This window comes from Labilithrix luteola (assembly GCF_001263205.1).
In the GTDB taxonomy this organism is placed as follows: domain Bacteria; phylum Myxococcota_A; class Polyangia; order Polyangiales; family Polyangiaceae; genus Labilithrix; species Labilithrix luteola.
This window is the reverse complement of record NZ_CP012333.1, coordinates 5,335,509-5,362,019: the sequence shown is the minus strand read 5'-3', so window position 1 is coordinate 5,362,019 and position 26,511 is coordinate 5,335,509. Positions and strand designations below refer to the sequence as shown.

General features: G+C 66.4%; 25 protein-coding genes. 9 read left to right on the top strand and 16 right to left on the bottom strand.

What is annotated here, in order from left to right; all coding sequences use genetic code 11:
• Positions 1-25: 25 nt before the first annotated feature.
• From AKJ09_RS23655 to AKJ09_RS23645, 3 genes are all read left to right on the top strand, one after another.
• Complete coding sequence (locus tag AKJ09_RS23655) at positions 26-1,390, top strand: sigma-54-dependent transcriptional regulator (RefSeq protein WP_146649476.1); 1,365 nt, start codon at positions 26-28, stop codon at positions 1,388-1,390.
• Between the two features lie 125 nt (positions 1,391-1,515).
• Positions 1,516-2,022 (top strand): hypothetical protein, encoded by a 507-nt coding sequence (locus AKJ09_RS23650; RefSeq protein ID WP_146649475.1) that lies wholly within the window; start codon positions 1,516-1,518, stop codon positions 2,020-2,022.
• Positions 2,023-2,330: 308 nt separating this feature from the next.
• On the top strand, positions 2,331-2,735 hold the full coding sequence (locus tag AKJ09_RS23645; protein WP_146649474.1) for a hypothetical protein: 405 nt from the start codon (positions 2,331-2,333) through the stop codon (positions 2,733-2,735).
• A 50-nt stretch (positions 2,736-2,785) separates the two neighbouring features.
• Here AKJ09_RS23645 and AKJ09_RS23640 read toward each other — a convergent pair whose 3' ends face one another.
• The 10 genes from AKJ09_RS23640 to AKJ09_RS23595 all read right to left on the bottom strand — a co-directional run bounded on the left by AKJ09_RS23640 (position 2,786) and on the right by AKJ09_RS23595 (position 12,350).
• A complete protein-coding gene (locus AKJ09_RS23640; RefSeq protein ID WP_146649473.1) occupies positions 2,786-2,998 on the bottom strand; it encodes a hypothetical protein in 213 nt (70 codons plus the stop codon).
• 72 nt (positions 2,999-3,070) lie between these two features.
• A complete protein-coding gene (locus AKJ09_RS23635; RefSeq protein ID WP_205633787.1) occupies positions 3,071-3,991 on the bottom strand; it encodes an MBL fold metallo-hydrolase in 921 nt (306 codons plus the stop codon).
• Positions 3,991-4,692 (bottom strand): WD40 repeat domain-containing protein, encoded by a 702-nt coding sequence (locus AKJ09_RS23630; protein WP_146649472.1) that lies wholly within the window; start codon positions 4,690-4,692, stop codon positions 3,991-3,993. Before AKJ09_RS23630 ends, AKJ09_RS23635 begins: the two co-directional genes overlap by 1 nt.
• Positions 4,693-4,723: 31 nt before the next feature.
• On the bottom strand, positions 4,724-7,096 hold the full coding sequence (locus tag AKJ09_RS23625) for an HD domain-containing phosphohydrolase (protein WP_146649471.1): 2,373 nt from the start codon (positions 7,094-7,096) through the stop codon (positions 4,724-4,726).
• Between the two features lie 17 nt (positions 7,097-7,113).
• Positions 7,114-7,764, bottom strand: coding sequence for a uridine kinase (udk, locus tag AKJ09_RS23620; RefSeq protein WP_146649470.1), 651 nt, complete (start codon positions 7,762-7,764; stop codon positions 7,114-7,116).
• Between the two features lie 111 nt (positions 7,765-7,875).
• A complete protein-coding gene (locus AKJ09_RS23615; protein WP_146649469.1) occupies positions 7,876-8,625 on the bottom strand; it encodes an alpha/beta hydrolase family protein in 750 nt (249 codons plus the stop codon).
• A 63-nt stretch (positions 8,626-8,688) separates the two neighbouring features.
• A complete protein-coding gene (gene hemC / locus AKJ09_RS23610) occupies positions 8,689-9,594 on the bottom strand; it encodes a hydroxymethylbilane synthase (protein ID WP_146649468.1) in 906 nt (301 codons plus the stop codon).
• A 21-nt stretch (positions 9,595-9,615) separates the two neighbouring features.
• Positions 9,616-10,983, bottom strand: a complete 1,368-nt coding sequence (gene hemA, locus AKJ09_RS23605) for a glutamyl-tRNA reductase (protein ID WP_146649467.1) — start codon at positions 10,981-10,983, stop codon at positions 9,616-9,618.
• Complete coding sequence (locus tag AKJ09_RS23600) at positions 10,980-11,903, bottom strand: cytochrome C assembly family protein (protein ID WP_146649466.1); 924 nt, start codon at positions 11,901-11,903, stop codon at positions 10,980-10,982. Before AKJ09_RS23600 ends, hemA begins: the two co-directional genes overlap by 4 nt.
• A gap of 27 nt (positions 11,904-11,930) precedes the next feature.
• The gene (locus AKJ09_RS23595; protein WP_146649465.1) at positions 11,931-12,350 is read right to left on the bottom strand and encodes a hypothetical protein; all 420 of its coding nucleotides are present in this window, start codon (positions 12,348-12,350) and stop codon (positions 11,931-11,933) included.
• Between the two features lie 9 nt (positions 12,351-12,359).
• Between AKJ09_RS23595 and AKJ09_RS23590 the strand changes: the two genes are divergently transcribed.
• The 4 genes from AKJ09_RS23590 to AKJ09_RS23575 all read left to right on the top strand — a co-directional run bounded on the left by AKJ09_RS23590 (position 12,360) and on the right by AKJ09_RS23575 (position 15,585).
• Positions 12,360-13,037, top strand: coding sequence for a hypothetical protein (locus tag AKJ09_RS23590; RefSeq protein ID WP_146649464.1), 678 nt, complete (start codon positions 12,360-12,362; stop codon positions 13,035-13,037).
• Positions 13,038-13,088: 51 nt separating this feature from the next.
• Positions 13,089-13,820 carry a ferredoxin--NADP reductase gene (locus AKJ09_RS23585; protein ID WP_146649463.1) on the top strand — a complete coding sequence of 244 codons (732 nt, stop codon included), beginning with the start codon at positions 13,089-13,091 and terminating at the stop codon, positions 13,818-13,820.
• A 97-nt stretch (positions 13,821-13,917) separates the two neighbouring features.
• Positions 13,918-14,934 (top strand): Kazal-type serine protease inhibitor family protein, encoded by a 1,017-nt coding sequence (locus AKJ09_RS23580; protein WP_146649462.1) that lies wholly within the window; start codon positions 13,918-13,920, stop codon positions 14,932-14,934.
• A 186-nt stretch (positions 14,935-15,120) separates the two neighbouring features.
• Positions 15,121-15,585, top strand: coding sequence for a Uma2 family endonuclease (locus AKJ09_RS23575; RefSeq protein ID WP_146649461.1), 465 nt, complete (start codon positions 15,121-15,123; stop codon positions 15,583-15,585).
• A 38-nt stretch (positions 15,586-15,623) separates the two neighbouring features.
• Here AKJ09_RS23575 and AKJ09_RS23570 read toward each other — a convergent pair whose 3' ends face one another.
• Together AKJ09_RS23570 and ybgF are read right to left on the bottom strand one after the other, a co-directional pair.
• Positions 15,624-17,045: a LysM peptidoglycan-binding domain-containing protein gene (locus AKJ09_RS23570; RefSeq protein WP_146649460.1), complete on the bottom strand. Its 1,422-nt coding sequence runs from the start codon at positions 17,043-17,045 to the stop codon at positions 15,624-15,626.
• A complete protein-coding gene (ybgF, locus tag AKJ09_RS23565; RefSeq protein ID WP_146649459.1) occupies positions 17,042-17,938 on the bottom strand; it encodes a tol-pal system protein YbgF in 897 nt (298 codons plus the stop codon). Before ybgF ends, AKJ09_RS23570 begins: the two co-directional genes overlap by 4 nt.
• Before the next feature lie 145 nt (positions 17,939-18,083).
• Here ybgF and pssA point away from each other — a divergent pair, with 145 nt between their 5' ends.
• Positions 18,084-18,908 carry a CDP-diacylglycerol--serine O-phosphatidyltransferase gene (gene pssA / locus AKJ09_RS23560; RefSeq protein WP_146649458.1) on the top strand — a complete coding sequence of 275 codons (825 nt, stop codon included), beginning with the start codon at positions 18,084-18,086 and terminating at the stop codon, positions 18,906-18,908.
• A gap of 70 nt (positions 18,909-18,978) precedes the next feature.
• Positions 18,979-20,808, top strand: coding sequence for a HEAT repeat domain-containing protein (locus AKJ09_RS23555; RefSeq protein WP_146649457.1), 1,830 nt, complete (start codon positions 18,979-18,981; stop codon positions 20,806-20,808).
• Here the strand turns inward: AKJ09_RS23555 and AKJ09_RS23550 are convergent.
• The 4 genes from AKJ09_RS23550 to AKJ09_RS23535 form a co-directional block, all read right to left on the bottom strand.
• The gene (locus AKJ09_RS23550; RefSeq protein WP_146649456.1) at positions 20,805-23,060 is read right to left on the bottom strand and encodes a beta-propeller domain-containing protein; all 2,256 of its coding nucleotides are present in this window, start codon (positions 23,058-23,060) and stop codon (positions 20,805-20,807) included. The genes AKJ09_RS23555 and AKJ09_RS23550 overlap by 4 nt on opposite strands.
• A gap of 75 nt (positions 23,061-23,135) precedes the next feature.
• Complete coding sequence (locus tag AKJ09_RS23545) at positions 23,136-23,690, bottom strand: PARP-type zinc finger-containing protein (RefSeq protein ID WP_146649455.1); 555 nt, start codon at positions 23,688-23,690, stop codon at positions 23,136-23,138.
• Between the two features lie 80 nt (positions 23,691-23,770).
• On the bottom strand, positions 23,771-25,360 hold the full coding sequence (locus AKJ09_RS23540) for a serine/threonine-protein kinase (protein ID WP_146649454.1): 1,590 nt from the start codon (positions 25,358-25,360) through the stop codon (positions 23,771-23,773).
• 57 nt (positions 25,361-25,417) lie between these two features.
• On the bottom strand, positions 25,418-26,425 hold the full coding sequence (locus AKJ09_RS23535) for a 3-oxoacyl-ACP synthase III family protein (protein WP_240488567.1): 1,008 nt from the start codon (positions 26,423-26,425) through the stop codon (positions 25,418-25,420).
• Positions 26,426-26,511 lie beyond the last annotated feature (86 nt).

Genomic DNA, 26,511 nt, shown 5'->3' with positions numbered 1-26,511 from the left:
GGTCGCAACTTTTTCAGGGCTTCCCATGCGCCGTGTTCTGGTCGTCGACGACGAAGAAAACATCCGCCTCGTCCTGAAGACGTTGCTCAAGCGCAACGGCTACGACGTGGAGGTGGCCGACAGCGGCGAGGCCGCACTCGCGCTCGTCGACTCATTCGGGCCCGACGTGATCCTCACCGACGTGCGCATGCCCAAGATGGGCGGCCTCGATCTGCTCGCCACGCTCAAGGCGAAACAGAACCCGGCGACGGTCATCGTCATGAGCGCGTACGGCTCGGTCGATCTCGCGCTCGAAGCCATGAAGGCCGGCGCCTACGACTACGTGGGCAAGCCCTTCAAGGCCGACGAGATCGTCCTCGCCCTACGCAAGGCGGAAGAACGCGAGACGCTCCGTCGCGAGAACCGCGCGCTCAAGGAGCAGATCACGAAGGAGAGCCAGTTCGAGTCGATCCTCGCGCGCAGCGAGTCGATGACGACGATCTTCCGGACCATCACCAAGATCGCCGACTTCAAGACCACGGTGCTCATTCAGGGCGAGAGCGGCGTCGGCAAGGAGCTGGTCGCGCGCGCCATCCACCATCGCTCGGCCCGTAAAAATCAGCCCTTCGTGCCCATCAACTGCGGCGCCATCCCGGAGAACCTGCTCGAGAGCGAGCTCTTCGGACACAAGAAGGGCGCCTTCACGGACGCGAACAGCGACCGTCGTGGCCTCTTCGAAGAAGCCGACGGCGGCACACTCTTCCTCGACGAGATCGGCGAGCTCCCGCTCAACCTGCAGGTGAAGCTCCTTCGCGCACTGCAGGAAGAATCGATTCGACGCCTCGGCGATTCACGTGACGTGAAGGTCGACGTCCGCATCGTCACCGCCACGCATCGCGATCTCGCCGCCGAAGCCAAGGCCGGACGCTTCCGCGAGGACCTCTTCTACCGCATCAACGTCCTGCCCATCGCCATCCCTCCCCTTCGCGCGCGCAAGGAGGACATCAACCTCCTCGTCGATCACTTCCTCGCGAAGAACAACGCGCGGCTCGGCACGCAGATCCGCGCCGTGAACCCCGAAGCACGCAAGCTCCTGCTCGAGTACTCCTGGCCGGGCAACGTGCGCGAGCTCGAAAACACCATCGAGCGGGCGATGGTCTTGTGCGATGGCGACGTCATCGGGTCGCAGGATTTGCCGGAGCGGCTCCGCGACGCGCTCGACCCGGTGCAAGTGCAACTCGCCTCGGGAGAGCTCTCGATCAAGAAGACGACCGCGGCCATCGAGGAGATCCTCATCCGGCGAGCGCTGCAGAAAACGCGTGGAAACCGCACGCGTGCCGCCGAGCTTCTCGAGATCAGCCATCGCGCGCTGCTCTACAAGATCAAGGACTACAGCATCACCGACCTGTGACGCGTGAGGGGAGCGCTCGGATCCGCCCCTTCCCGGTAGTGTCACAAGCGCGGCACTTCGTCCCCAGCGCGCCTCAACGGGGGCGCCTGTTTTCCCTGTTCGCGTACGAGTGCTACATTTAGCTCATGCGCGCGTGGATCCCTTTCCTGGTGGTGGGGTTGGTTGCGTGCGGGTCTTCGCAGAAGCCCGCGCAAGAACCTTCGAGTGAAGAGGCGAAGCCGGCGGACGAAGTCCCGAAGTGGGAGGGCGCATCGTCCCCCGTGCCGAGCGACGAGTCGCCGAAGCCGAAGAGCGGAGGAACGGCCGTCAACGAGAAGCCTGCTCAGCGCGTCGACCAGTACGACAAGGAGGCGACCGACGTCGTTCTCAAGCGTGCTGCGCGCCAGGTCAAAGAGAACTGCGGCCACGCCAAAGACGAGAACGGCAAGGCCAATGGCCCGTGGGGCAAGGCCACGTTGCAAGTGCAACTCGGTCACAATGGCCACTCCAAGGGCGTGACCGTGCCGCCTCCCTACCAGGGCAAGGCCACGGGCAACTGCGTGGAGAAGGCGTTCTCGAACCTCACCTTCCCGCCGTGGAGCGGTTCGGACGCGCAGATCGACTGGGAAGTCGAACTCGTCCAGCCGAAGTAAGCCGGCATCAGCTAGCGACCTTCACACGAGGATTCCACGTCGCCGTTCCTTCGGGCTCCGGAGGTCGGCGCCTCTCTGCTCGTGCTCGCGTGGAGCCGGAACCAACAACAGCACCACACGTGACGCGCACGCACTCGTGTTTGCGGCGTCCTCGTGCTCTCGCATCGCGCTGATGCCGATCGTGGCTCGTGGCGCGAATGCTGATATCGCGACTCCTGCGCGCGCGGAACCGCGGAGCCGAGTTTGGTCAGCGACTTGCAGTCGCTGCCAAGCTTCGCATGGGAGGTCCGTGCTTGGAGGGCTGAGCGATGACTCGCGAAATCCAACAGCAGGCTTCGACGTCCGGAAGCGCGAGCGAACAGGTCCACACGCACTCGGCGGCAACGGGGCCGAGCGACACCGCGACCGATATTCGTCATCGTATCGAGCGCTCCCTACGAACGCGGTTGGCGCCGAAGGGAACGGTCGCGGCGAAGGTCGAGAGCGCCCTGAAACGACGGGGAGCACGTGCCTGGTCGGCGATGAAGAAGCGACCGTCGATCGGAATCGTCGCCGCCGGCGGCGCCGGCCTCGCTCTCGCGACCGCCGTTGGGGTCGGAGAGCTCGCGATCGCTGCCGCTACTGCCTACGCGGCGTATCAGGTCTTGAGTGAGGGCCTGCCGCCCGACATCGCGGTGAAGGAGACGCTCAATAAGATCGAAGAGATCGGGTAGCTCGGCGGTCAGAGACTCGGGACTCCTTCAGAGCCCTTCGTCCATACGCCTCATGCCTTCGAGGAGCAGGGCTTCGGCGGGTTCTTCGATGAGGCGTTTGGGGGGCGTGAACGAGGATCGAGGGCGAAGTCGCCGTCGACGAACTTGAGCATCGCGTAGAAGGCGTTCGTGCCCGCGTCGCCGAGCTCGAACGGAAGGACCTCACCCATCGCCGGTACGACGCACTCGACGATCGCTGGACCGACGTGACAGGCAACGTGCACGTGCGCAAGGTTTCGCGCGTCGTGCAGACCAGCGTTCGTTCCCGCTCGCGTGGATAAGGCGAGCGCGCAAGGCTACTTGGCTTCGGGCACCCAGACGAAGCCGTCGCCCTGTTTGCGGACGTGACCAATGCCCGGGAACGGGAAGTGACCTGCATAGATTCGCAGGTTCTCGGTCGACGCCTGCTCGAGCAGCGCGCGACGGCTGGCCTGTGCGGTTGGCGCGTCTCCGCCGAGGTCGAACGCAATCGTCCAATCGGGCTTCTGCACCGACACCACCGAGTGGTGGACCGAATCGCCGACGTAGAGGAGGTGCTCGGAGCCGGACGAAATTCGATACGCGCTATGACCTGGCGTGTGGCCGCGTACGGCAACCGCCGTGACGCTCGGGAGAATCGTCGCGTTCGGCGCGAAGGCGTCGACTTGCGGCCCGATCATCTTCACGAGGCTCGCGTGCTTGGGATCCGCGCGCATCGCTTCCCATTCGGGGGCGGAGACATGGATACGCGCCTTCGGAAATGCTGACGTTCCCTCGGGCGTGACGAAGCCGCCGATATGATCGGGATGACCATGCGAGAGGAAGACGTCCGTAACCGCCGACGGCTCGATCGACGCCGCTCGTAGCGAGGCCGTCAGGCGGCCTGCCTTGGCGAACGACGCATCACCAGCGCCCGTGTCGAACAACAAGATTCGCGCGCCGTCGCGCACCGCAAGCGGTTGAATGCTGAAGTCGATCGTCTCGGCGGACACACCCGCGCTGGAGAGAAGTGCTCCGACCGCCTCTTTGCCTTGACCGACACCGACGGTCTTACCGTCGTTCGGGATGTGAATGTCCCCATCTTTGAGGGCGATGGCCTCGAGCGAGCCGACGTGGAAGCGGAAGACATCGGTAGCGTCGACGGCCGCCGCGGTGGGGGCCTTCGTCTCCGCCGGCGGCGCACCGTGAGAGCAAGCGAACAGCGTGAGCGCAGCCATGGCAACGAGCGAGCGTTTCATCAAGGACACCTCGCCTCCGAGCTACACCCGTGCCGAAGAGAGCGATAGCCGGTTCTCATGCACATCACTCGTTCGAAATCAGAACGAGTCCAAGGTGGCTCAGGACGACCCGCGCGTGGCGTGTCGTTCGTCCAAGTCCGTCCGGGCGAGTAGTTCAAGCTCCCGCCGATGGCCCCGTCGAGGACGCGACCGGAAGGAAGCTCCACGAGCCAGAGGCCGACGAACTCCATCCAGTGCCCGTCCACGCAAAGGGCAGCGAGGTGTCGTCCGTCTGGGGAGGCGGCGAGCGTCCAGCGCCCCGACCCATAGATGCACTCTACAACTACAGAATACCCGCCATCCTCCTCGAGACGGTACACGTAGTTGCCGTGTTGGAGGTCGCTGACTCCTGCGAAGCTGCCATGCTGCGCGTGGACGAGCACACTGCTGACTGCATACGGGAGCTTGGCTCGTCGAACCGCCGTGCACGTATCGAGGTCCCACGTGACGAGCTCACCGCTCTGCGCCCCCGTGACCAGGCGAGAATCGCCGGCGAACGTGACGGCCGAAACGCCGCTCGCATTCGCCTCCAACTGAACGAGCGTGTCACCCGTCGCGAGGTCCCAGAGACGAAGGACGCCGTCGAGGCCCACCGTCGCGATGCGATCGGCGGTGGGCGAAAACGCAGCTGCGCGAAGGTTGCGATGAGGGAGACGAAGCACGCCGGCAGAATGCCAGAGACTCGGGACTCTTTCAGAGCCCCTCGTCCATACGCCGCATGCCTTCGAGGAGCAGGGCTTCGGCGGGCTCTTCGATGATGCGTTTGGGGGGCGTGAAGGAGGGGTCGAGGGCGAAGTCGCCGTCGACGAACTTGAGCATCGCGTAGAAGGCGTTCGTTCCCGCGAGATCGGCGAGGATCGCGTTGGCGATGTTGCCCTCGAGGAAGTGAATCTCGCCGGTCTTGCCGCCCGAGCTCACGTTCAGCTTGCCGGTCTTGCGGCCGTGGAAGAGCACCTGGACGATGTCCGGCAGGCCCATCTCGCGAAGGCTTCCGCTGACGCCCTTGGTGGCGCGCTTGCTCGAGGCCTTCTGGTTGTCGAGCATGGCCTTGAGCTTGGCGACGAGGACCTCGGCTTGAACGGGCTTCGACACGAAGTCGATCGCGCCGAGGTCGAAGGCGCGCTGCGCTTCGGCGCGACCGGTCTTCTGCGTGTGGACGACCCAGGGGATGTCGCGGCCCCAGCTCTCGCGGCGAGCCTCGGAGAGGAACGCGAGACCGTCGGCGTCGGGCAACTCCACTTCGCAGATCACGAGACCGAACTCGACGCCTTCGGCGAGGAGCTTGCGCGCCGCCTCCACCGAACGTGCGGTGCGTACGTCGAAGCCCTGCTCGACCATGCGGAGCTCGAGAACCGTCGACTCCTCGGGATCGGCGTCGACGATGAGCGCGCGATAGCGGTTGGCGAGGAGCTTCTCCTTCATGTCCTCGCCGAGGACGAGCGCCTTGAAGAGGTCGAGGATGCTCGGGTCGAAGATCGAGCCGCGGTGCTTCGCGAGCACGTCCATCGCTTCGGCCGCGGAGAGAACCTTGCGGAATGGGTTACGCGGGTTCTGCGTCAGGTCCGCGTAGGTGTCGGCCACGGCGAGCAGACGCGCGCCGAGAGGAATGTCTTTGCCGACCAGCTTGCCGGGGAAGCCCTTGCCGTCGACGCGCTCGTACATGTGCATGACGGCGTTCTTGGTCGAGGGCGAGAGTCGCACCGTCTCGAGCAGGCGAAGCGGCGTCTCGTGGGTCTTCTGCGCGGCGACGCGGTGGCCTTCGTACTCGGCGCAGTTCAGCGCGGTCAGATGGAACTGGCCCATCTTGCCGATGTCGTGGATGTGCCCCGCGACGATGACGGCATGCGTCTCCGTGCGATCGAGGTTCATGCGCTCGGCCACGCGACGAAGGAGGCGCGCCACCTGCGACGAGTGACCACGAAGCTCGGCGCGCGAGTTCTCGAGCAAGCTCACCATGACGGTGAGAAGCTCGATGGTCGTGTCGTTCTGCAGGATCTGCTGCCGAACGGCGTCGCTCGGCTGCATGTAGAACTCGGACGAACCGGACGGCGCCGGATTGCGCGCCGGCTGCGCCGCTCGAATCGGCGGCGATGAATGCGGCGCTCGCGAACGCACGGGACTCGGCGCAGGAACCGAAGGCGGCGACAGATTCGGCGGCGGCGGCGCGGAGAGCGACACGCTTCGTCCCGTGCGCTTGGGCGCGCGCGTCGGCTCGGACGCCGGGAACTCGGAAGGCGCCGCGGTGCGCGCAGGGCGCGGTCCGAAGACCTTCTCATCGCTCCGGAGGCGCGAGGCCTCGTCTTCCGCGACGACCGAACGTCGAGGCAGCGGCGGAGGACTCGCCGGCTGCTGCGGAACGGGCGGAGGCGAACGCACCGGCGTGGGGATCGGTGCAGCCGCCTGAACCGACGGTGCAGCCGCGGGCGGCGGCGGAGAGATCGATTCGTACGCCGGCGCAGCCGCAGGACCGTTTCCGCTTCCGAGCTCGATGCCCGTGTTTCGGAGCGTGTCCTTGGCCGTCATGATGCGGCCGTCGGCCATGACCTGCTGGCCGAAGTCGTAGTGCAGACCTCCGCGCTCGAGGAGCTCGAACGCGCGCGGATCACCCGCGTGATGCTTGCGGATGGCCGCGGCGATCGCGGCCGGGCGCGTGACGAAGGCCTTCACGTCCGACGCGCCGGACACGAGTTTGATCTCGCGGAGCGTCGCCGCATCGTCGGGATCGGCGGTCACGACGCTGAGCACGCTGCGCTGGCGATCGAAGAGGACCGGGAAGACTCCCATCGTCTCGGCAACGCGACGCGGGATCAGCTGCACGGTTGCCCGCGGGATGTCCGCCTTGGCGAGCTTCTCCGTCGAGACGAAGTGCGTGCGGTAAACGGCGGAGAGGGCCTTGAGAAGGTCCGCCTCCGACATGATGTCGTTCTCGACGATGACTTCTTCGCTACGCTCCGGCGACTTCTGGCCGAGCGCAATCACCCGCTCGTACTGCGGACGCGCCAGCATCTGCGCACGAAACAGTAGGTCGGCTGCTTTGGTCTTGGTCGACGGCGGAGAACCGTTCACGGGGGGCTAAGTCTATCTTAGCCGCCCTCGGCCGCTCTTTGGCGTACGAAACTGAAAAGGAAATCCAGCGCCACGCGATTCTGTCCGCCTTCCGGAATGATGATGTCCGCGAAACGCTTGGAGGGTTCCACGAAGGCCATGTGCATGGGGCGGACCGACTCGTAATACTGCTGGCGAACCTGCGCGAAGGTGCGCCCCCGGTGCTCGAGATCGCGGCGGATGCGGCGCATCAGCCGGATATCCGAATCGGTATCGACGTAGAGCTTGACCTCGAACCGCGAGCGGAGCCGCTCGTCCGCGAGCACGAGAATTCCTTCGACCACGATGACGGGCGCCGGCTCGAGGCGGAGGCCCTCCTTCAGGCGGTCGTGGGTGGCGAAGTCGTAGGTGGGCCGCACGATCGGCTCGCCCGAACGGAGGGCGTCGACATGCGCCATCATGAGGTCGAGCTCGAGGGCGTCGGGATGGTCGTAGTTGACGCTTGCTCGCTCACGCTCGGGCAGGTGCGACTGCGGCCGATAGTAGTGATCCTGCTGGAGCAGAATTCCTTGGCCCGGCGTGAGCGCCTCGAGGACGGCTTTCGCCACCGTGCTCTTGCCTGATCCCGACCCGCCCGCAATCCCGAGGATGAGTGGAGGACGCTTGGCAGACTTCGGCGAGGCTTCCATCGCAGGCCTACGTAGCACACATCCCTGGGATGCAAGCTCATGCGACTTCGATCGACATCGGATTGATTCGATCGAGACGCCTGCGCGGCTCCGCTCGCGCTTGCCGCGTTCCTACTTCGCTTGCGCGAGCCAGGCGAGCGGACGGCGATAGGTGCTGATCATCCGATCGCTCGGCACCTCGTGGCCCATCCCCGGGACGAGCTTCACCATCACCGGGACCTTCGCCTTCTTGAGAGTTTCGCCGACGCGAACCGTGTTCTGCGCGACGCCGTCGTTCTCGCCGGTGAGGAGATAGACGCGGCGCACCTTGCGCTTGTCGAGCGACTCGACCTCGGTGCCGCCCCAGTACTGATCGCTCGCAGCGAGGATGAGCCACTTGCTCCAAGTCGCCTGATCTTTCAGGCCGACCTGCATCGCCACGAAGGCGCCCTCGCTGAAGCCGATGAGGATGTTGCTCCGACGCTGGACCTTGCCCTTGTACTTCGCACGAAGGGCCGCGACGGTCGCGTCGATGATGCGCTGCGCGTCACCCGCGCCGTTCGACCAGCTGCGCCCACCGGCGCCCGAGTCACCGGGCCCCGAAGGACACACGACCCAGCCGAACTGCGACGCCACGCGTGCCCACTTCCTGCAGTCTTCGGCCGGATTGCCGTTCCGACCATGCAGGTACATGAGAATCGGCTTCGGCCCTTTGGCGCGCGGCTTGTAGTAGTACGCCTCCGGCGCGTTCGGCACCTCGAGGCGGAGCGGCTCGCCGATCGCCGAACCGCCCTTTGCCAGCGCCGTCCGCGGGACCAGCGTGATCAGCGCGAACGCGAACGCCAATGCGAGCGAGGCGATGACGGACGAAAGGCGACGCATGAGGGGAACTGCGGCAGCATAGTCGAGCCCCATCGGCCCGCAAGCTTCCGGGGAAATGCCCCTTCAGGCTCGCAAAGAACGGCCGATCCGGAGGCCGAAGTCCTGGGCGGCCTCGTCGGAGGCGGGCCAGGGGACCGTCTCCTCGGCCCGCCGGACATTCTTGCCGTCGGGATCCGAGACGAAGGCGCGGAGGTGCAGCGAGACGGAGTCCCCGCTGACGACACGCTCACCGTAGGCCGCAATCGGCGTCTTGCAGTCACCTTCGAGCGCGATGAGCACGCCTCGCTCGGCGGCCACGCACCGGCTGGTCGGTTCATCGTGCAGGGCCGCGAGGAGCGCACGCGTCTTCGCGTCGTCCGCGCGACACTCGATGCCGAGCGCGCCCTGGCCCACCGCGGGCAGCGAGATCTCGGGAGGAAGAATGGCCGTCGCACGGTTCTCGAGGCCCAGGCGGACGAGGCCCGCGCGCGCGAGGACGATGGCGTCGAACTCGCCCTCCTCGAGCTTGCGAAGTCGCGTATCGACGTTGCCGCGCATCGGGAGGATGGAGAGATCGGGGCGCGCCGCATGGAGATTCACCATGCGCCGGAGGCTGCTCGTTCCGACTTTGGCGCCCTTCGGCAGCCCCTCGAGCGAGCCGAAGCGGGGGCACACGAGCACGTCGCGCGCATCCTCACGCGCGGGAATGCAGGCGATGAGAAGCCCGTCGGGCAAGACGCCGGGAACGTCTTTGATCGAGTGGACGGCGATGTCCGCGCGATTCGAGAGCAGGGCTTCTTCGATCTCTTTGACGAAGAGCCCCTTGCCACCGACTTCGGAGAGCGGGCGGTCCTGGATCTTGTCGCCCGTGGTGACCACTTGCTCTTCGACGAGCTCGAGATCCGGATGGGCCAGCTTCAGCCGAGCGACGAACGCGCGGCACTGAGCGAGAGCGAGAGCAGAACGCCGCGTGGCGTACGTGAGCTTCATGACGTTCCTGTCGAGGAGGTCTCAGTGAGGGAGCGGCTCTTCCACGACGGCGGCTTCGGCCGCTGTCTTCTGGCCGTTCTCCGACGTGGAATTGAGCTCGGGGAGATCGAAGAGGTGAACGAGAGCGTCGACGAGGTCGCTACCGTCCGCCGATGCCGCCGCGGCCTTCAAGCGGGTGGTGGGGGCATGGAGAAGCTTGTTCGTCGCACTCTCCATCATCTGGTGAAGCGCGAGGCGCTCGGTCTCACCGAGGTGCTTGAGCCGGCTTCCAAGGCTTCGTTCGAGCTCGGCGAGGAGCACGGCGCGCGTCTTGGCGCGCAAGGCGACGACGGCGGGCTGGACGTGGAGCCCCTTCGCCCATGACGACCACTCGCGAAGCTCCGTGTCGACGATGGCTTCGGCCGCAGCGACTTCCTGCTGGCGTGCCTTCATGTTCTCCGCGACCTCTTGCTCCAGATCGTCGACGTTGAAGACGTAGACGTTGTCGAGTTTGTGCACGTCCGGCTCGACGTTGCGCGGAACGGCGATGTCGATGAAGAAGAGCGTGCGGCCCTTGCGCTGCTTCATCACGCGCTTGACGAGGTCGCGCGTGACGAGGAACGACTTGCTCGACGTGCTCGTGACGACGACGTCGGAGATGGCGAGCTCCGCTTCGAGCTGGTCGAGAGGCGCCGCGGTTCCGCCGAACGTGGCCGCGAGATTCGCGGCGCGCTCGAAGCTGCGATTGCACACACGAATCGAGCGCGCGGTCTTGCCGAGGCTCTTGGCGGCGGCTTCGGCCATCTCGCCGGCGCCGACGAGGAGCACGGTGCAGTCCCGGAGGTCGCCGAAGATGCGCCGAGCGAGATCGACGGCGACGCTCGAAATGCTCACCGTGCCGGCGCCGAGATGCGTTTCGGTGCGTACGCGCTTGGCCACCGTGAAGGCGCGCCCCATGCAGCGGGAGAGATGGTTGCGGAGCGTGCCGGCCGACACCGCCGCGTCGTAGGCGTCTTTGACCTGACCGAGGATCTGCGGCTCACCGAGCACCATCGAGTCGAGGCTCGCGGCCACGCGGAAGATGTGGCGCACGGCGTCTTCGCCGCTTCGCTCGTAGAGCCAGTCGCTCATCTCCTCGATGCTCGACGCGTTGATGTGCTCACGGAGCGCTTCGCGGATGGCGCGCGAGGCGACGAGCGCGGCCTCTTCGTTCGAACGACCGGGCTTCGGAAGAGCGATCACCTCGACGCGGTTGCACGTCGAGAGGAACATCGACTCCTCGAGCTCCGGTCGCTGAGAGAGACGCGCGAGGACCTCGGGCAAGAGGTCCGATCCGGCGGCAAAGCGCTCGCGAACATCGACCGGCGCGGTCTTGTGCGAGACTCCGATGACGACGACGGGCAAGCTCATGGGGAGACGGCTCGTGTGGCGAGCGGGCTTGTAAGGGCTCCCGGGGTGACGGGCAAGGCGGATGCGCTCGTGCTCGTCGTCTCGACGGCGTCGGCGGTGATGCCGTTCGGGGGCTCCTTGCGGACGAGGTAAACAACGAGAACGAGCACGGCCAAACCGAAGCCGGCGATCGTTCCGTACGCCGCGCGTCGACCTCGCCAACCGGCCGCCGAGCGCAGCAGTAGGACGCCGGCGATGACGAGCCACGCGACGTACCCGAAGACGGCGCGAAGGACGTCGCTCGTGGCTCCGACCTCCACGCGGCGCGCCCAAAGCGTGCCGGTGATGATGCCGATCGTGAGCAGCGGAAAGCCCGCGAGCAGGAACCGGTGCTCGGCGCGATCGAGCGCGTCGAGCGGCGGGAGACGGCGCGAGACGCCATCGATCCGCTTTCGTTTCACGAGGTGCTCTTGCACGAGGTAGAGCGACGCGGCCGAGAACGCGAGGCCGAAGAGCGCGACGCCGAAGAGGTTGAGCGTCACGTGGAAGGGCAGAATCACGCTCTTGATGCGCTCCCCTGGCTCGGTACCGCCGCCGACGAAGCGCGAGGCCATGAGCGACGTGAGCGCGAGCGGAGCGATGAAGGCGCCCGCCACGTCGATGCGCAGGCGGCGGCGCGCCACGAGGTACGCCACGCACATGAGCATGGAGGCCACGCTCATGGGGAAGTGGATGCCTTCGACCGGACACACCTTCGCCACGATCGAAGCCACGCAGATATGAGCCGCGTGCAGAGCCGCCGCGAGCCCGATGAGGCGCGGGCCCCACGTTCCAACGTCGCCCTTGCCGCGAATCAAGAAGCGCAAAAACAGCACCGAAGCCGCGACGTACGCCGCCGACGTCGACACGAACAGGACGTTGGCTGCGGTTTCGTCGGTCACGGATTTCCCTGGTACGTGGGTGCGCTTCTAAAGTGTGTTGTCGAGGAAACGGCGCAAGAGCTCCTCGTCGGTGTTCGGCGCCGAGCCGACGTCCGTCTTGCCACCGCGCGCGTTCATTCGCTCGCCCGAAAGCAGATGAGAGGCGAACGTGGACTTGGCCATACCGGCCCAGCCGGGAATGACGTCGTACGCGTTGTCTCCGATGATCATCGAGTTCTCGAGGATCTCGGCGCCAAGCTCTTCGAGAGAGACCTTGGACTTCACCTTCCCCACGATCTGATGGGCGTCGTTCGCACCCGTCACTTCCGTGACAACGTGAACGGCCTCGACGACCTTGTACGAGCGGCCCTCTGCGAGCAGGATGAGGTCGCTCGCGCTCAGGTCGACCTTGCCCTCGATGCCCCATTGGTCGAGAGCAGCCTGGGGGAAGAAGATCCTGTTCTGCATCGGAAGCCCATGGACGATACCACGCCCTCCACCTTTCTCGCCGCCTACGAGGGAATCTGCCAGCTCGGGGCCGTGGAGTTTCGTAGCTCGGACGAGAGCCCGCATGCCGAGCTAGCTCGAATCGCACAGTCGCTGCGGAGGAGCTTCGAGTCGCGAACCGGCGTTTTTGGCCCGGAAGATCCCTGGTTCGAGGCACGAAGCCGCGCGTTCTGGGACGACGCCCTGACCACGCAAGGGTTCGCCGAGCGCGCACTTCCCCACCTCGGGAAAGAGGCATGGGCGTGGGGAAGATACGTAAGTGCGCTCGGCCGGGCACATCGTGGGCTCTTCTCCGCCGAAGACGTGACGAACAAGGGCGCGCGCCTCGTGGATCTCTGGTCGGGTGCCGAGCTTCTGGTCCAGCACGTCGACGAGGCTCAAGCGATCGCGCTCGAGCATGCCGAAGGATACTTCGATGCTCGCGTGATCGCAGCGAGCGAAGCAGGACCGCTGTTCGTGCTTCCGGGTGCGTTCCATCACGCCCCCGATGCAAGCGAGGCTCTTGCGCGGGTCGTCGATGCAGCGCGAGCACGCGGCATGAAGACGAATGCCGCGCTCGATGCCCTTCTGCGGATGGAGCTCGTCTTCCGAAGCTCCTCCCGGGTGAAGGTCACCTTCGCGTACCGGGTGGAGAGCCTCCCCCGCTAAACCACCCTCGTTGAAGCCTACGCCGGGAGGGGGTATAGCGCCCGGAGATCCATGCCGCCGCCGCCGACCTTCGACGTTCGCCTCACCCGTGCACGTTTGATCTCGCCGAGCGTTCGCGAGCTCGCATTCGAGCGCATCGACGGAACGCCGTTCGAGTTCCAAGCCGGGCAGTGGATTAGCCTCGTGCTTCCGTTGCCGGAGGGCGAGGGGCGCCGCTCGTATTCGATCGCGTCGCCGCCGGATGGCCGCGCCGGATTCGATCTGGCGGTCACCAAAGTCGACGGTGGCCCGGGCTCGACCTATCTCCACGACCTCGAGCTCGGCTCGGTGCTCCGCGCGATCGGGCCCGCCGGCTTCTTCACGCGTCCGCGCGATGCCGCACATCCGTCGCTCTTCGTCGGCACGGGCACCGGCGTCACTCCGCTGCGCAGCATGATGCTCGACGCACTTCACGCCGGCGACCAGTCACCGCTCTGGCTCCTCTTCGGCGCGCGCCACGAGCACGATCAGCTCTATCGCGAAGAGCTCGAGGAGCTCGCGCGCAACCATCCCAACGTCCGCGTCGAGTACACGCTCTCGCGCGCGAAGGACGAGTGGAAGGGTCGAACCGGCTACGTGCAAACGCACGTGCATCATCTCTGGAACGAGCTCGCGGCAAAAGGCAACGGTCCCCCCCACGTCTATATTTGTGGCCTGGAACGCATGGTCGGAGCCGTACGAGATCTCTTGAGAAAACAGATGGGGATCGATCGGAAGCAGGTTCACAGCGAGCGCTACGACTGAGTGCCTCAGCGCCCGCCTGAAGAATCAGGCAGGAAAAATTCAAAAGCGCGGCCGTTAGCCTTGCCCGGTGCCGACACAATGCTACACCGGCGCCACAATGAAGGCTTACCCCCGTCACCTCGCAGTGGGTTGCGTTGCTTTCGCGACGCTTGCAGTGGGTCTCAGTCTCGCCGGCTGCGCCGCCGACACCGGCGCCGACGACAGCAGTGACGACGTCGAAGTCTCGGAGGGCGCCATCACCGGCGCGCAGACGAACTTCGGCTACTTCATCGTCACCCGCCGCGACACGCGCAAGTGCGCGGCGCCGCGCTGCGGCGGCTTCTTCGTCAAGCGCGTGAACGAGGCGAAGAGCACGTGCGCCGACGGCTCGAAGCAGGCCGAGTGCTACGTCGGCTCGATCGAGTTGAAGAACATCGGCCTCTCCGATCGCGAAACGGCGGACTTCGCCGAGCTCGTTGCGAACGGCAAGGCGCTCATCAAGGCCAAGACCTACAAGAAGACGGTGGGCGGGTCGGTCATCGGCACCCTCAAGGCCAACGAGGGTTGGCGTGGCGTGAGCGGCGCAACGCCGGACGGCACGTTCTACCGCGTGGCCGACAATCACATTCGCTGCATCACGGCGCCCTGCCCGACGACGAGCGCCTACGCGCTCAACGGCAACGACGAGCAGCACGTGCTCAGCGTCGCGCTCGACCAGACGCAGCCCGCGGCGGACGAAAACGCGATCTTCCTCGCGCAGAACGCCATCGCGACCGACGAAGGCATCCTCATCGCCGGCGGAATCCAGCTTCCGAAGTGCGCGGCCGGCGCCACGGATTGCGGTCCGCGCGCCGTCGCCTCCGAGTTCTACGTGCGCGTGACCCATACCGAAGGCGAGTCGTGCGGTGGACACACGCGTACGCCCCGCGTCTGCAACGAGGGCCAGTTCTGCTCGTGGAAGGCTGGCGACCTCTGCGGCGCCGCCGACGCGCCCGGCACCTGCTCGTATCGCCCGCAGATGTGCCCGCAGATGTACGATCCGGTCTGCAGCTGCGACGGTAAGACCTACGGAAACGCGTGCATGGCGGCGTCGGCCGGCGCGTCGGTCCTGAACAAGGGCGAGTGCACGAAGTGATTCGATCGGCCTCGATGCACGTCGAGGCCGATCTGCTCCTGCGCGGGAAGTGAGCATGCCTTCCCGCGCGTGAACGCGCACACACGAGACGGCGAGGTCTCACCGATCTCGCGCAACGATGTCGACGACGACGATCGCTTCACCGATCTCTTCGCAAGTCGGCGCGTCGTCGGTTAGGCTCGGCGCATGGTCGCGAAGGGGAGCACGAACGCGCGAGCCGCGACGCGTCTTGTGGCGACGTTGGGCGGACCGTTCGCGCTAGGCACGAGTGGTCTCTCGGGCTGGGTGATTCTCGTTCAACCGCAGCTGCGCTTCGGAACGAATCTCCTCACGCCGGATCTCGCCGCCTGGCGACGCGAACGCTTGCCGAAGGTCCCGGACGTCGGCGTGATTCGCGTGGCCCCCGATTGGACGTGTGACGTTCTCTCGAACACGACGCGCGCGCTCGATCACGAGCGAAAAGTGCCGGTTTACGCGCGCGAAGGCGTTCGCCACGTGTGGCTCATCGACTACGGCGCACGCCGTCTCGAAGGGCTCCGCTTGCACGGCGCGCGCTACGTCTCGGCCGGCGCGTGGGAGAACGACGCCATCGTGAAGGCCGAGCCGTTCGACGAGACGGAGATCGATCTCTCGGTGCTCTGGGCGCGGTAGGGAGGAGGGCTCGGAAGAGCCCCCCACTGCTCGGTCGCTCAGTATCCCTTGCGGGCGTAGGCCTTGTCGCCGGCCTCGATCTCGATGCGCGACTGGCTAACGAGCGCCATCGCCGTGTTCTTGCGGACGCTGATGATGCGCAGCTCCGCAATCGCTTCCTCGGGGAGCTTCGACTCGTCGCGCGGCTTGGGAACGCTTTCGATGGCCGCAGGCGACTCGTCCTCGAGTGCGATGCGCCGTGCCGACGAGCGTGTGGTGAGCGACTTGTGCCACGCGTCGCCCTTGCGGATGACGAGCATACGATTGCCCGGCCGGAGCCCGGCCTCTTCGCCCTGATCGAGGAACACGACCTGGTTCTGGCCGTAGAGGTTGAACGGAACGACGCTCGCGAGGACCTTCGCCTCGACGTCCTTGTCGTTACGCTGCGGTGGAACCACCTCGAACTTGCGGGCCACCGGACCGACACGTGCCCCGCGCTCGATGACGTCGAGCGATTCGGTGACACGCGCGCGAGCGATGCCTTCCTTCGGGTTCCACTGGTCGACCTTCACGGTGCCCTGGATCTCGATCAGCTTGCCGTCCTTGCCGACCTTGCGGATGGGCCGGTAGACCGTGAGCTCCTGGCCGATCTTCAGATCGTGGTTGCTCGACACGCGCAGGTAGACCTCGTCGTAGTCGCTGAGGAACATCTTGTCCTCGCGCGACCCGGTGATCTCGCCCCAGTTGTTGGTGTCGTCGTCGATGTAGCCCTGGTTTCGCAAGAACACCGTGTCGGACGGCACCTGGCGGCGTCGATCGACGAAGCCGCCACTCGTCGCTTGCTCGGTCGGCGCCATCGCGGCCGTGGCTTCGCCGAGGCCGCCTCGCAGACGAACCTGGTCGCCCGGGTAAATCCAGTGCGGGTTCTGGATCTGCGGGTTGTACGCCCAGATGCGCGGCCACTGGTACGGGTTGTGGAAGTACGAATCGCAGATGCCCCAGAGCGTGTCGCCCTTACGGACGAGGTGCGAGCTCGCGTTCGAAGGCACGCCGCGGACCTCGCCGTTGCCGCTGCCGATGACGAACGAGGAGTTCTCCGTGCCGTGGACCGTGCCGCCGGCGCCTCCACGCTGGAAGTCGAAGGTGTCTTGCTGGTTGCTGCCCGTGATCGGCTTCGAGGAGGAGTACTGCGTGTTGCCGCCACCGAGCGTCTGACCGGCAGGCGTCGGAGCCACGCCGCCAGGGAAATACTGGTAGGTGGTCGTTCCGCCCGCGGGCGCGCTGCCGCCACTCGCACCACCGGCGCTTGCGCCGCCGCTCGAGGACGAACCACCTCCGCCGCCCGGGGCCGCGCCGCCACTCGTGCTCTGCGCAAACGCGACGGTCACGTGCGCCACCGGCAAGACGAAGCCAATGGCGTACGCAAGCGCTCGGTGACGAGCGACGCGCTGACCGAAAATGAACGGATGGACGAAGCTCATCGACTCTCCTTCGGACCCTTCGTGGAGCTCTCATCGGAGCGAGGTGCGGCGGCCCCTCGTGCTCCGGTCTCTCGCGATGGCGACGGGATCTTCTTCACCGCGTCGCTGCGTGGATATTCGTTCTTCAGGCGATCCCAGTATTCCCGCGCGCGGGCAGAGCCCCCGAGCCGGTCGTGGCACAGACCGAGCTTCAGGAGCGCGTCGGGCGCCTTCGAGCCCCCGGCGAAGCGCGCAAGCACGGCCTCGAACTGCTCGGCCGCCCGCAAGTACTCGCCCTGCGCGTAGTAAGCCTCACCACGCCAGTACATGGCGTTCTCGGCGTAGGGGTGGTCGGGCCAGCGCACGAGAAACGCGGTGAGCGTCTCGAGGCCCCGATCGTACTGCTTGCCCTGAACCTGCGAGAGGCCGTTTTCGTAGGCCTTCTTCGCATCGGGATCGAGGGCGCTCGAGCGCCCCTCGGCACGGAGCGCAGAAACGTCGCCGTCGTCGTTTCGACGCGACTTGCCTCGTGCGTTGCGCGAATTGGCGCCCGGAACACCGACCACGCGAATCTCGGGGCGCGCGCTCGTGTCGTTGGGATCGTCGCTTTCGTGCGTTGCCTCGCCCGCGCCGAGCGAGACGGTGCGCGGTGGGGGAGCCGCGGGAGGAGCCGCGCCGCGAGAGGCGGTCTCCTTCTCACGCGCGCCCTTCTCCTCGGCCATGGCCACTTCGAGCGCGCCGAGCCGCTGGTCCATCCGATCGCGATCGCCCTGGATGCGGGTGATTGTCTCACGCATCTCGGCCATCTGCCGGGTCTCGGCGCTCTCGTGCGCGCACCCCGACGCGCTCGCGCTCAGGATCACGCCGAAGCCGAGCCAGCGCTGCCAGCGCGACGGTAAAACCACAAAACGCACGACGCCCACGGAGTGAAGGGTAGAAGGCGCAGCCGTCACGGGCCAATTTCTGGCCGAACGGGGCCGCGGGGCGTATGTCCAGTCACTCGTTCGGAGAGGCAGCGTAGGCTTTACGAAGCCTTCCACCTAAGGCAGAGTTCGGTCCATGGCAGCATCTCGGCGGAAGCTCGATCTCAGGAAAACCCTGTTTCTTCTGCCGAACATGATCACGCTCTCGAGCATCTTTTGCGGGTTCGATTCGATCCGCATCAGCGGCGCGGCGACGGGTGACGACGACTTCTATCGAGCGTCCCTCCTGCTCGTCTACGCGCTGTTCTTCGACATGCTCGACGGCCGCGTGGCACGGCTCACGAAGACCCAGAGCGCGTTCGGCCTGCAGATCGACTCCCTCGCCGACGTCGTCTCGTTCGGCGTGGCCCCTGCCCTGCTCGTTTATCGCTGGTCGCTCTTCCAGAAGGGCACGCTCGGCCTCGTCATCGCATTCACGTTCGCGGCGGCGGGCGCCGTCCGTCTTGCGCGTTTCAACGTGCTCTCGATGGGTGAAGGCGGAAAGCCCACCAAGCCGAGCAAGTACATCGTCGGCCTGCCCGTTCCGGGCGCCGCGGGCATCCTCATCTCGCTCATCGTCGCGAACCACGCGATCGGCGGCGAGCTGTCGAGCTCGAAGTACGTCTACCCGATGATGGCGCTGACGGGCTTCCTCGCCTTCCTCCAGGTTTCGACCATCCGCTTCCGGTCGTTCAAAGACCTGAAGCTCAACGCGCGCTCCGTCGGCCTCGTCCTCTTCGCCGTCGTCTCGAGCGCGGTGGTCTCACTGCAGACCAAGCCGGCGTTCGTGCTGGTCTGGCTACTCTCGTTCTACGTCGTCATCGGCATCATCGAGACGGTCATCGCGCTCCCGCGTGATCTCGCGAAGCGTCGCCGCAACGGCGGCCCCGTTTCGGAACGGCGGAGCCTTCCCCCCACGTGACGACGTGAGCGCCTGATCGCGCGCGCCTCCTCGAGACGAATTCCGGCTAGGCTAGGCTAGGAATCGCTCGATGCTCGACGATCTCTATCAGCTCCGAGAGCGCGCCCGCGCGGCGATTGCCCGCGGTGATCTCGACGATGCAGCCAACTCGCTCGTCGCGGCCGCGTCGCAAACGCACGTCGCCGAGCACGACTACGTGTCCGTGCTCCGGCCACTCGCCGAGGTGCTCTCGCGGCGAAACGACCCTCGGAGCGCGCTCACGGTGCTCTGGTACATGGCGCTCTCCGATGCCGAGGCCTGGAAGATCGCCATGGCGATGCTTCCGAACGTGCCCTCGGTCGATCGGGCGCGCACGCTCGCGGCCACGGGCGACATGGCCGGAGCTGCCCGCGAGATGGAAAACGCCGGCCTCGTCGCCTCCGCCGCCATCTACCGCGAGAAAGCCGGCGACTGGCGTGGTGCACGCGCTCTCTGGTCACGCCTCGGCCAGCTCGCTTCGGCCGGCGCCGACGCGTACAACGCCGCGCTCGTCCAGTTCAACCTCGCGCGCTGCGCGAAGAAATGCGACGACCTCCGCCAAGCGCGCGAGGCAACCGTGGCGTCCGTGCGGCTGCTCGAGGAAGCGGCGGACTACTTCGAGAGCGTCGGCCAGCGAGAGCGCGCCTTCGACGGTTTCCAGGTGCTCGTCCAGATCGGTCGCGAGAGCGGCATGTTCGAAGACGTGCTCGAGGGCTTCGTCAATTGCATCCGCATCCTGCGCGAAGACCACCTGAAATACTTCGCGCTGCAGTACTTCGAAGATGCGCTGCAAGCCGCAAAAGAGCGCGGGGAGCTGTCGGCAGCGGCCACACTCGCGCGCGAAGCGGCGGACTACGCGCGAACGCTCGGGATGGCGAGCACGTCGGCGCACTACGTCGTGGTCCAGGCGGAGCTCTGGCGCGAGGTATCGAAGCAGCACCTGCAGCGCGGTGCACCGCCCGAAATCGCCGAAAACGCCCTGCTTGCCGCGATCCTCGCGTTCGGTGAAGTGGGCCACTACGGACGCGTCGGTGCCCTCTACACCGACCTCGCCACGATGGATCTCGAGCCCGCGCGGCAGAAGCACTATGCGCGTGCGGCCAAGCGCTATCAGGGCGTGCGCGACGAAGCCATCGAGACAGCTCCCCTCCCCTCGCACCTGCGGCAAGACAATCACTTCCCCGACGTCTGGCACGTCGACCTCATGGAGTGGGAGCAGCAAGGCAGCGCCGCCGAAGCCTGCGCCGACGTCCTTCTCGATCGACGCTGGCCCGATCTGATTCGCCGCAAGGCGATGCTCGCCCGCCTCACGGCCTTCGCCGTCGAAGGTCGCCCCGAAGACGCGAGCGGCCCGGCCACCAATGCGCGTGTGCGCCTCGCCGATCAGCTGGCGCAGCTCCAGCTCTATGCGGTCCTATCTCCGCTCGAGAAGCTCTTCACACGCACCGAGCGAGCGGTGAAGGTCGCCGTCCTCGGCGCCATGCAGCAGCTCTTCTTCAAGCGCAGCTTCGTCACCGTGCGCACGGGTCTCCGTGATCCGGATCCCGCGGTCGTGGAGCAAGCGGCGAAGGCGGTCGAATCGCTGTATTTCCAGCACGCCTTCGATCCTCTCTCGCGCATCGTGCGCGAGGCCCCGCAGCCTCAGGTGCGAGCCGCAGCGCTGCGCGCCCTGGCGCGCGTCGACACGATGGAGGCCGCCGAGTTCCTCCTCGGCGTCCTCGAGCACGGTGCTCCGGCCGACCGCGCCTCCGCGCTCGACGGCCTCAAGCGCTCGCGCGGCGCCCGCTTCGTCGATCTGGCACGCACCGCCATGCACACCACCGCCCCCGACGTGCAGGCCGCCCTGCGCGACGTACTCCGAACGCGCGGCATTTCGATCTAGAGCTTGATGTCCGCGAGGTCGGTGCCGAAGGCGCTCATGCGCTGGACTTTGAGGCGGTCGGTGGCCATCGAGTAGACGAGGTCGTCGAGGAAGACGCTCCGCACGACGGCAGACCGCGCGTTCGACCACCACGTGCTGCAGTCGACGCCGCGTTTGCCGTGATCGACGCCGCCGAGCTTCTGGAATCCGGTTTCGGGGCTCACGCGATAGACGAGCAGGCCGCTGAACGCCAGCTGGTCACCGTTTCTGCCGTCTCCTCCGCCTTCGCAGAGCGTCATGGGGATCGCGAGGAGCTGCTTTTCGGCGAAGTAGTTGAAGGCGAGATGATCGGTCGCCGCCGCCGAGCTCGAGCCGCGCGTGCCGAGCTTCTCCTTGTGGAGCAATCGAGGATCGGTGGGATTCGTCACGTCGAAGAGCTGCAGGATGACGCCGTCGAAGTAGGCAAAGTCACCGTGATCGTTGGCGTCGAATCCGATCGAAAGGAGATGGTTCGGATCGAGCCGGTGGATGTACGTCGAGAAGCCCGGGATCTTCAATTCGCCGAGAATCTTCGGCTGCGCGACGTCGTGCAAGTCGAGGACGAAGAGCGGATCGGTCTTCTTGAACGTCACGATATAGCCGCGGTCGTCGTCGAAGCGCACGGCTCGGATGTCTTCACCGCGCGCAATGTGGTCGACCGACCCGACGCGCACGAGACTCCCACCTTCGCCTTCGGCCATCATCGAGATCGAGCTCTCGACGTCGGGACTCGGAACGCGGCCGCGCGTCGTGGCGACGCGCAAGTAGCCGTGCCACTGGTCCATCGAGAACTGGTTCAGGACGTGCCCGGGGACGACGCCGGTGCCGACGTACCGCGTCGCGCTCGGGGTCGCACCAATCCTGAATTTGTGGAGCTCGCTCGTCTCGTCGACCGACGCATAGTACGAGCGCCATCCTTCACGCCCTTTTCGGCGCGTCGTGGACATGTAGAGCGCGTCTTCGGAGGCGAAGACGGCACCGGGTCGGCTGCGCACCGTTGCCGTCACGGCCGGCTGGTCGTCTTTCGTCATGTCGAACGAGACGAGGCTCGTGAACGTGTGCGCGGAGTCTCCCTTGCTCTCGAGCAGGCCGGCGCAGAGAGGCCGATCGACGCCGCGATCGCTCATTTTCGGCAGCGACGTGCTCGCGCGAATCACACGCTCGTTCTCGGCTTTCAGCTTCGCAAGCTTGGCGACGACGACGGCTTGAGGCGTGCCGCACATCGGCAAGTCGTCGGGCCATGCCTGGTAGTGACCGTCGGCCGAGTCACCGTCGGCGACGACCGTGTGCACGGTGTTCCCGATACGACGCGACGTGATGAGCGATCCCGACATCTCGATCCGCCGGAGCGACCTGGGAGCGGCACGATCGGTGACGTCGAAGACGTGGATCGTGGTCGATGAGCCGTCGCCGGCAACCGTGCAGTCGTAGCCGTAGGTGCATCGATCGGCTCCGCTACGGCTCGACGTGAAGACGACGGCGCGATCGCCTTCGATGAACATATCGCGCGAGACGCCGGGCACTTTGGTGGTCGAAACGACGTGCGGAGAGAGCGCCTCCACGATTCGGAGCGCGCCATTGGCGACGACGTAGACCCAGCGACCATCGGTCTTGACGATGTCCGCTTCGTCCACGCTCACCACTTGCGTGTTCGTGCGAGACATCGACTCGGCCTTCCGCACGCCCACAGCGCGCCCGGCCACGCTGGCCCCCATCCGGTACGAGGCGCGCCCCGTGGCGTGCCCGATCGTCCCGATCGAGCCGGCCCCAAATCCCCACCCTGAGCCGCCGCCTCCTTCACCGACGCCCGAGAGGCCGAGGCCGTAGCCGCATTCTCCGCGCGCGATGCATGCTTCGAACTCCCGACGTTCGGCTTCGCGCTTTCGGTCTTCCGCCCAGCACGCCGGCTGTTCGTCGTGCCATTCCTTGAACTTGGCATCGACCTCTTCGCGCATCCGTTCGATGCGCGTCGCGATCTCCTTCTCACGGCTCTCGCACGAAATAGCGACGAGCCGCGCGTCGGCAAGGGTCGCAGCGGACGGTTCACCGGCCATCGGCGTCGACACGGCCGGTGCATCGGCGACAGCCGCCGGCGGTTTCGCGGGGCTCTCCTCCTTCGGCGCGCTCGTGGCCGCAGGTCGCGGATCAGGCGCGTTCGAAGCGACGTGATGACCGGCCGCGCACGCGGTGAGAGCGAGCGCCGAGACCCCAAAACCTAGAAATCGAGGCAGCACGGAACCTCTGACACCGACGGGTGCCACAGGTTCCGGCGTCGTGTTCGTTCGACCCGCTGCACGCGGGCAAACGCATCAAACCTCGGAGAAAAGGAGATCGAGCTCCTGATCCGTGAGGCCGCGCGTGTTGGCGTGCAGGCCCTCGGTGAGCGCCGCGTGCGTTCCACCGTGCTCCTCGACGTACGCCGCAGCGCACTTCGGGTGGAGGTAGCCCGCGCCCTTCGTCACCGTCATGCCGCGTTCGATGTCGCGCTCGATCACGACGCGAAGCTCGCCCTTGGCGATGGTCTCACCACACCCCTGACACTTCGCGCGCCCGGACGGCGCCTTGTCCGCATGGGGAAACGGCGGCGGCTTCTTCGCATCGGCCTCGGCCATGAGGCGCTCGAGATCGGCCATCAACTCGGCGGGGATCGACGGACCGGTGTGAGCATTGATCGTGGCGCGCAGCTCGGCGGACTTCGACGTTGCCGCGCACGCCATGTGGTGCCAGCGGTACGACGTCTCGCCTCCTTCGGCGAACTGGTTCTCCGCCTCTTCACCAAACCGGAGCTCACCCTTCGCGATCGGCTTCCGACACGTACGGCAGCCCGCGCGCCCTGACTTCGCCTCTTCGATGATGTGCGCCATCGCTCGTTCCCTAGGTTGGCTCGTTGACGTTGCGGCCAAGGGTATAGCGCACCCGGGACGCGGCAGGGGACGGCGTCAGCTCAGTTGCAATCGAGCTTGCCGGTGACGAGGCGCCCCGTGTTCGTGTAGCCCTTGCACGAGGCCCCGGGCGCGCCGCCAAAGACGCGCGTAGGCGCGTTGCAGAGTTTGACGACCTTTCCCGTCCTCGCCTTGCCGGCGGTATCCACGCCTTTGCAGGGCGATCCCCATGGCGCGGTCGACGGGTATACGTCGCTCGGGCACGAGCCGGACTTGAGCGGGCCTGTGCAGACCACGATGACGCCATCCCGACACTCCGCAAAGGCCGGCGTTACGGGGCAGAGCGCCGTGGAGCCAAGGTCGTCGTAGTACTCGGTCGGTGCGCAGAGACACTTCCCGCCCGCAACGGGTTTCGCGGGAGCAGTACTTGGAGCAGGTTGCGCCGCGGGCTTCACCGGATTGCTGGGGGCCACACTGGACGTGGGCTTGCTGGAGGAGGCCGATGGTGCAGGCGCAGAAGAGGACGGCTCGCTCGAAGGCGTAGGCACGGGTGAGGTCGTGGCACTCGGACGGACGACGGGCGACACCGGCGCTGCGCTGACCTGAGCGCCACTCAGCTTGTACGCGAACCCCACGATCGTTCCGAGACACGCGCAGATGACCAACGCGAGGGCGGCGATGGCCATCGCCCCGAAACCGCGCTTCGGCGGCGCCTCTTGCCCGATGGGAGCGCCGCGAGACGCAGTCGCCTTCGCGGGTTGCATCGCCGGCACCGGAGCCATCGGTCCCATCGATCCCATCGATGCCATCGATGCGTGATGGGCGGGAGCGCCCGCCGCATTCGCGCTCGCGAAGGACCATGCTTCGACGAGATCGCGTGTCGTCGGGAATCGGTGCTGAGGCTCGAGCGCCGTCGCCCGCCGAACGATGTCGGCTACCGCAGGAGAAATCGGCACATTCGATGGCAGCCGATCGATACCCTGGAACGGAAAGCTCGGACCGACGACGTCTCTCGGATGCCTGCCCGTCAGGACTTCGTACGCGAGCACGCCCCATGCGAACTGGTCGGCGGCGGGCGTCACGTTCGACGACGCCGTCTGTTCGGGCGCCATGTACCTCGGCGTGCCGAGGATCATTCCCTCGCGTGTCGTGAAGGTCTCGGGGCGCGCATTCGTCTGTCGCGCGATACCGAAGTCGGCAAGGCGCGCGCGGCCGTGTGCATCGATGAGAACGTTGGCCGGTTTGACGTCGCGATGCACCACGCCGCGCTCGTGCGCGAAAGCGAGCGCATCGGCCACCTCGCCGAGGACGCGCACGCGATCGCCCAGCGACATCCCGCGAAGCGCGTCGAGCAGCGTGACGCCGTCGATCCATTCCATGGCGAGATACGGAACGCCGCCTTCTTCGGCGGCCTCGTACACGACGACGATGTTCGGATGCGAGAGCTGGGCGGAAATGCGCGCCTCGCGGAGGAAGCGCGCGTTGCTCTCCGCATTTCCCGTCGACTCCTCGCGGAGGACCTTGAGCGCAACGGCACGGCCGAGAGCCATGTCTCGCGCGCGATACACGGCCCCCATGCCGCCGCGCGCGACGAGAACCTCGATCAGGTATCGCCCGACGTGTTGCCCCGGTGCGAGAAGACTCGGCCCCACGCCCGGGAGTTTACACGGCCGGGCTCGAAGGCGCTCTCGAAGGGTGACGGCCTACCCTCAGAGGGTGAGGACCGCGGCGCCCCAGGTGAAACCGCTGCCGAAAGCCGCGAAGAGGACGTTCGAGCCACGACGGCAGCGCCCCTCGCGCCAAGCCTCCGAAAGGCCGAGAGGAATCGTTGCCGCCGTGGTGTTGCCGTACGTTTCGATGTTGGCCACGGTCTTCGACTCGGGGATGCCGAGCTTCTGTCCGACGAACTGGTTGATGCGCAGGTTCGCCTGGTGCGGAACGAACAGATCGATCTGATCCGGACCGATGTTCGCCTGCTCCATGACCGCGCGCGCCACCTCGGGCATCTTCTCGGTTGCCCAGCGGAACACCTGCTTGCCGTTCATCTGCGGGTAGTGCTTGCCCTCGGCGAGCATCGCTTCGTCGATGCGCGGGTCGTACGCGCTCGCCGGCGCTTCGAGCCAGAGCTCCTTCGCGCCCGAGCCGTCGGCGTGGAGCTCGAGGCTCTTCAGGCCCTGACCGGGTTCGGTCGCGGGGCCGATGATCGCCGCGCCTGCACCGTCGCCGAAGAGCACCGCAACGTCACGACCGCGATCGGCGAGCTCGATGCCCGTCGAGTGGACTTCGGAACCGACGAGCAAGATGTTGCGGTACACGCCCGCGCGCACCCAAGCGTCGGCGATGGAGAGACCGTAGAGGAAGCCCGAGCACTGGTTGCGCACGTCGAGTGCGGGAACGCCGGGCAGTCCGAGCTTGTGGCCGAGGAAGCACCCCGAGCCGGGGAAGTTGTGATCGGGCGAGAGCGTCGCGAAGATGATCGCGTCGATGTCCTTCTCGGTGAGCCCCGCGTGCTCGAGCGCCATCTTCGACGCCGGCACGGCGAGGTCGCTCGCGCCGATGCCCGAGTGCTCGATGAAGCGACGCTCCTTGATGCCGCTTCGCTGGACGATCCATTCGTCGGACGTGGTCATGAGCTTCGCGAGATCGTGATTCGTCACGACCTTCGAGGGTACGTAGTGACCAATGCCGAGAATGGTTGAGGCCTGCACGGATTTCATCGCCGCCTCGTTCTGGCGCGACGTGCGCCACTCCGCAAGGGTCAAAACAAGCTAACGCGCGGCGTCAGTCCGTTCGGTCCTTGCGT

Coding starts and splice junctions, on each gene's coding strand:
- AKJ09_RS23535 (WP_240488567.1), bottom strand. CDS start 26,425: ATGAAATCCGTGCAGGCCTCAACCATTCTCGGCATTGGTCACTACGTA.
- AKJ09_RS23635 (WP_205633787.1), bottom strand. CDS start 3,991: ATGAAACGCTCGCTCGTTGCCATGGCTGCGCTCACGCTGTTCGCTTGC.
- udk (WP_146649470.1), bottom strand. CDS start 7,764: ATGGAAGCCTCGCCGAAGTCTGCCAAGCGTCCTCCACTCATCCTCGGG.
- AKJ09_RS23570 (WP_146649460.1), bottom strand. CDS start 17,045: ATGAGCTTCGTCCATCCGTTCATTTTCGGTCAGCGCGTCGCTCGTCAC.
- AKJ09_RS23595 (WP_146649465.1), bottom strand. CDS start 12,350: ATGCAGAACAGGATCTTCTTCCCCCAGGCTGCTCTCGACCAATGGGGC.
- AKJ09_RS23645 (WP_146649474.1), top strand. CDS start 2,331: ATGACTCGCGAAATCCAACAGCAGGCTTCGACGTCCGGAAGCGCGAGC.
- AKJ09_RS23655 (WP_146649476.1), top strand. CDS start 26: ATGCGCCGTGTTCTGGTCGTCGACGACGAAGAAAACATCCGCCTCGTC.
- AKJ09_RS23545 (WP_146649455.1), bottom strand. CDS start 23,690: ATGGCGCACATCATCGAAGAGGCGAAGTCAGGGCGCGCGGGCTGCCGT.
- AKJ09_RS23615 (WP_146649469.1), bottom strand. CDS start 8,625: ATGCGTCGCCTTTCGTCCGTCATCGCCTCGCTCGCATTGGCGTTCGCG.
- AKJ09_RS23585 (WP_146649463.1), top strand. CDS start 13,089: ATGCCGCCGCCGCCGACCTTCGACGTTCGCCTCACCCGTGCACGTTTG.
- AKJ09_RS23590 (WP_146649464.1), top strand. CDS start 12,360: ATGGACGATACCACGCCCTCCACCTTTCTCGCCGCCTACGAGGGAATC.
- pssA (WP_146649458.1), top strand. CDS start 18,084: ATGGCAGCATCTCGGCGGAAGCTCGATCTCAGGAAAACCCTGTTTCTT.
- AKJ09_RS23575 (WP_146649461.1), top strand. CDS start 15,121: ATGGTCGCGAAGGGGAGCACGAACGCGCGAGCCGCGACGCGTCTTGTG.
- AKJ09_RS23580 (WP_146649462.1), top strand. CDS start 13,918: ATGAAGGCTTACCCCCGTCACCTCGCAGTGGGTTGCGTTGCTTTCGCG.
- hemC (WP_146649468.1), bottom strand. CDS start 9,594: ATGAAGCTCACGTACGCCACGCGGCGTTCTGCTCTCGCTCTCGCTCAG.
- AKJ09_RS23555 (WP_146649457.1), top strand. CDS start 18,979: ATGCTCGACGATCTCTATCAGCTCCGAGAGCGCGCCCGCGCGGCGATT.
- hemA (WP_146649467.1), bottom strand. CDS start 10,983: ATGAGCTTGCCCGTCGTCGTCATCGGAGTCTCGCACAAGACCGCGCCG.
- AKJ09_RS23650 (WP_146649475.1), top strand. CDS start 1,516: ATGCGCGCGTGGATCCCTTTCCTGGTGGTGGGGTTGGTTGCGTGCGGG.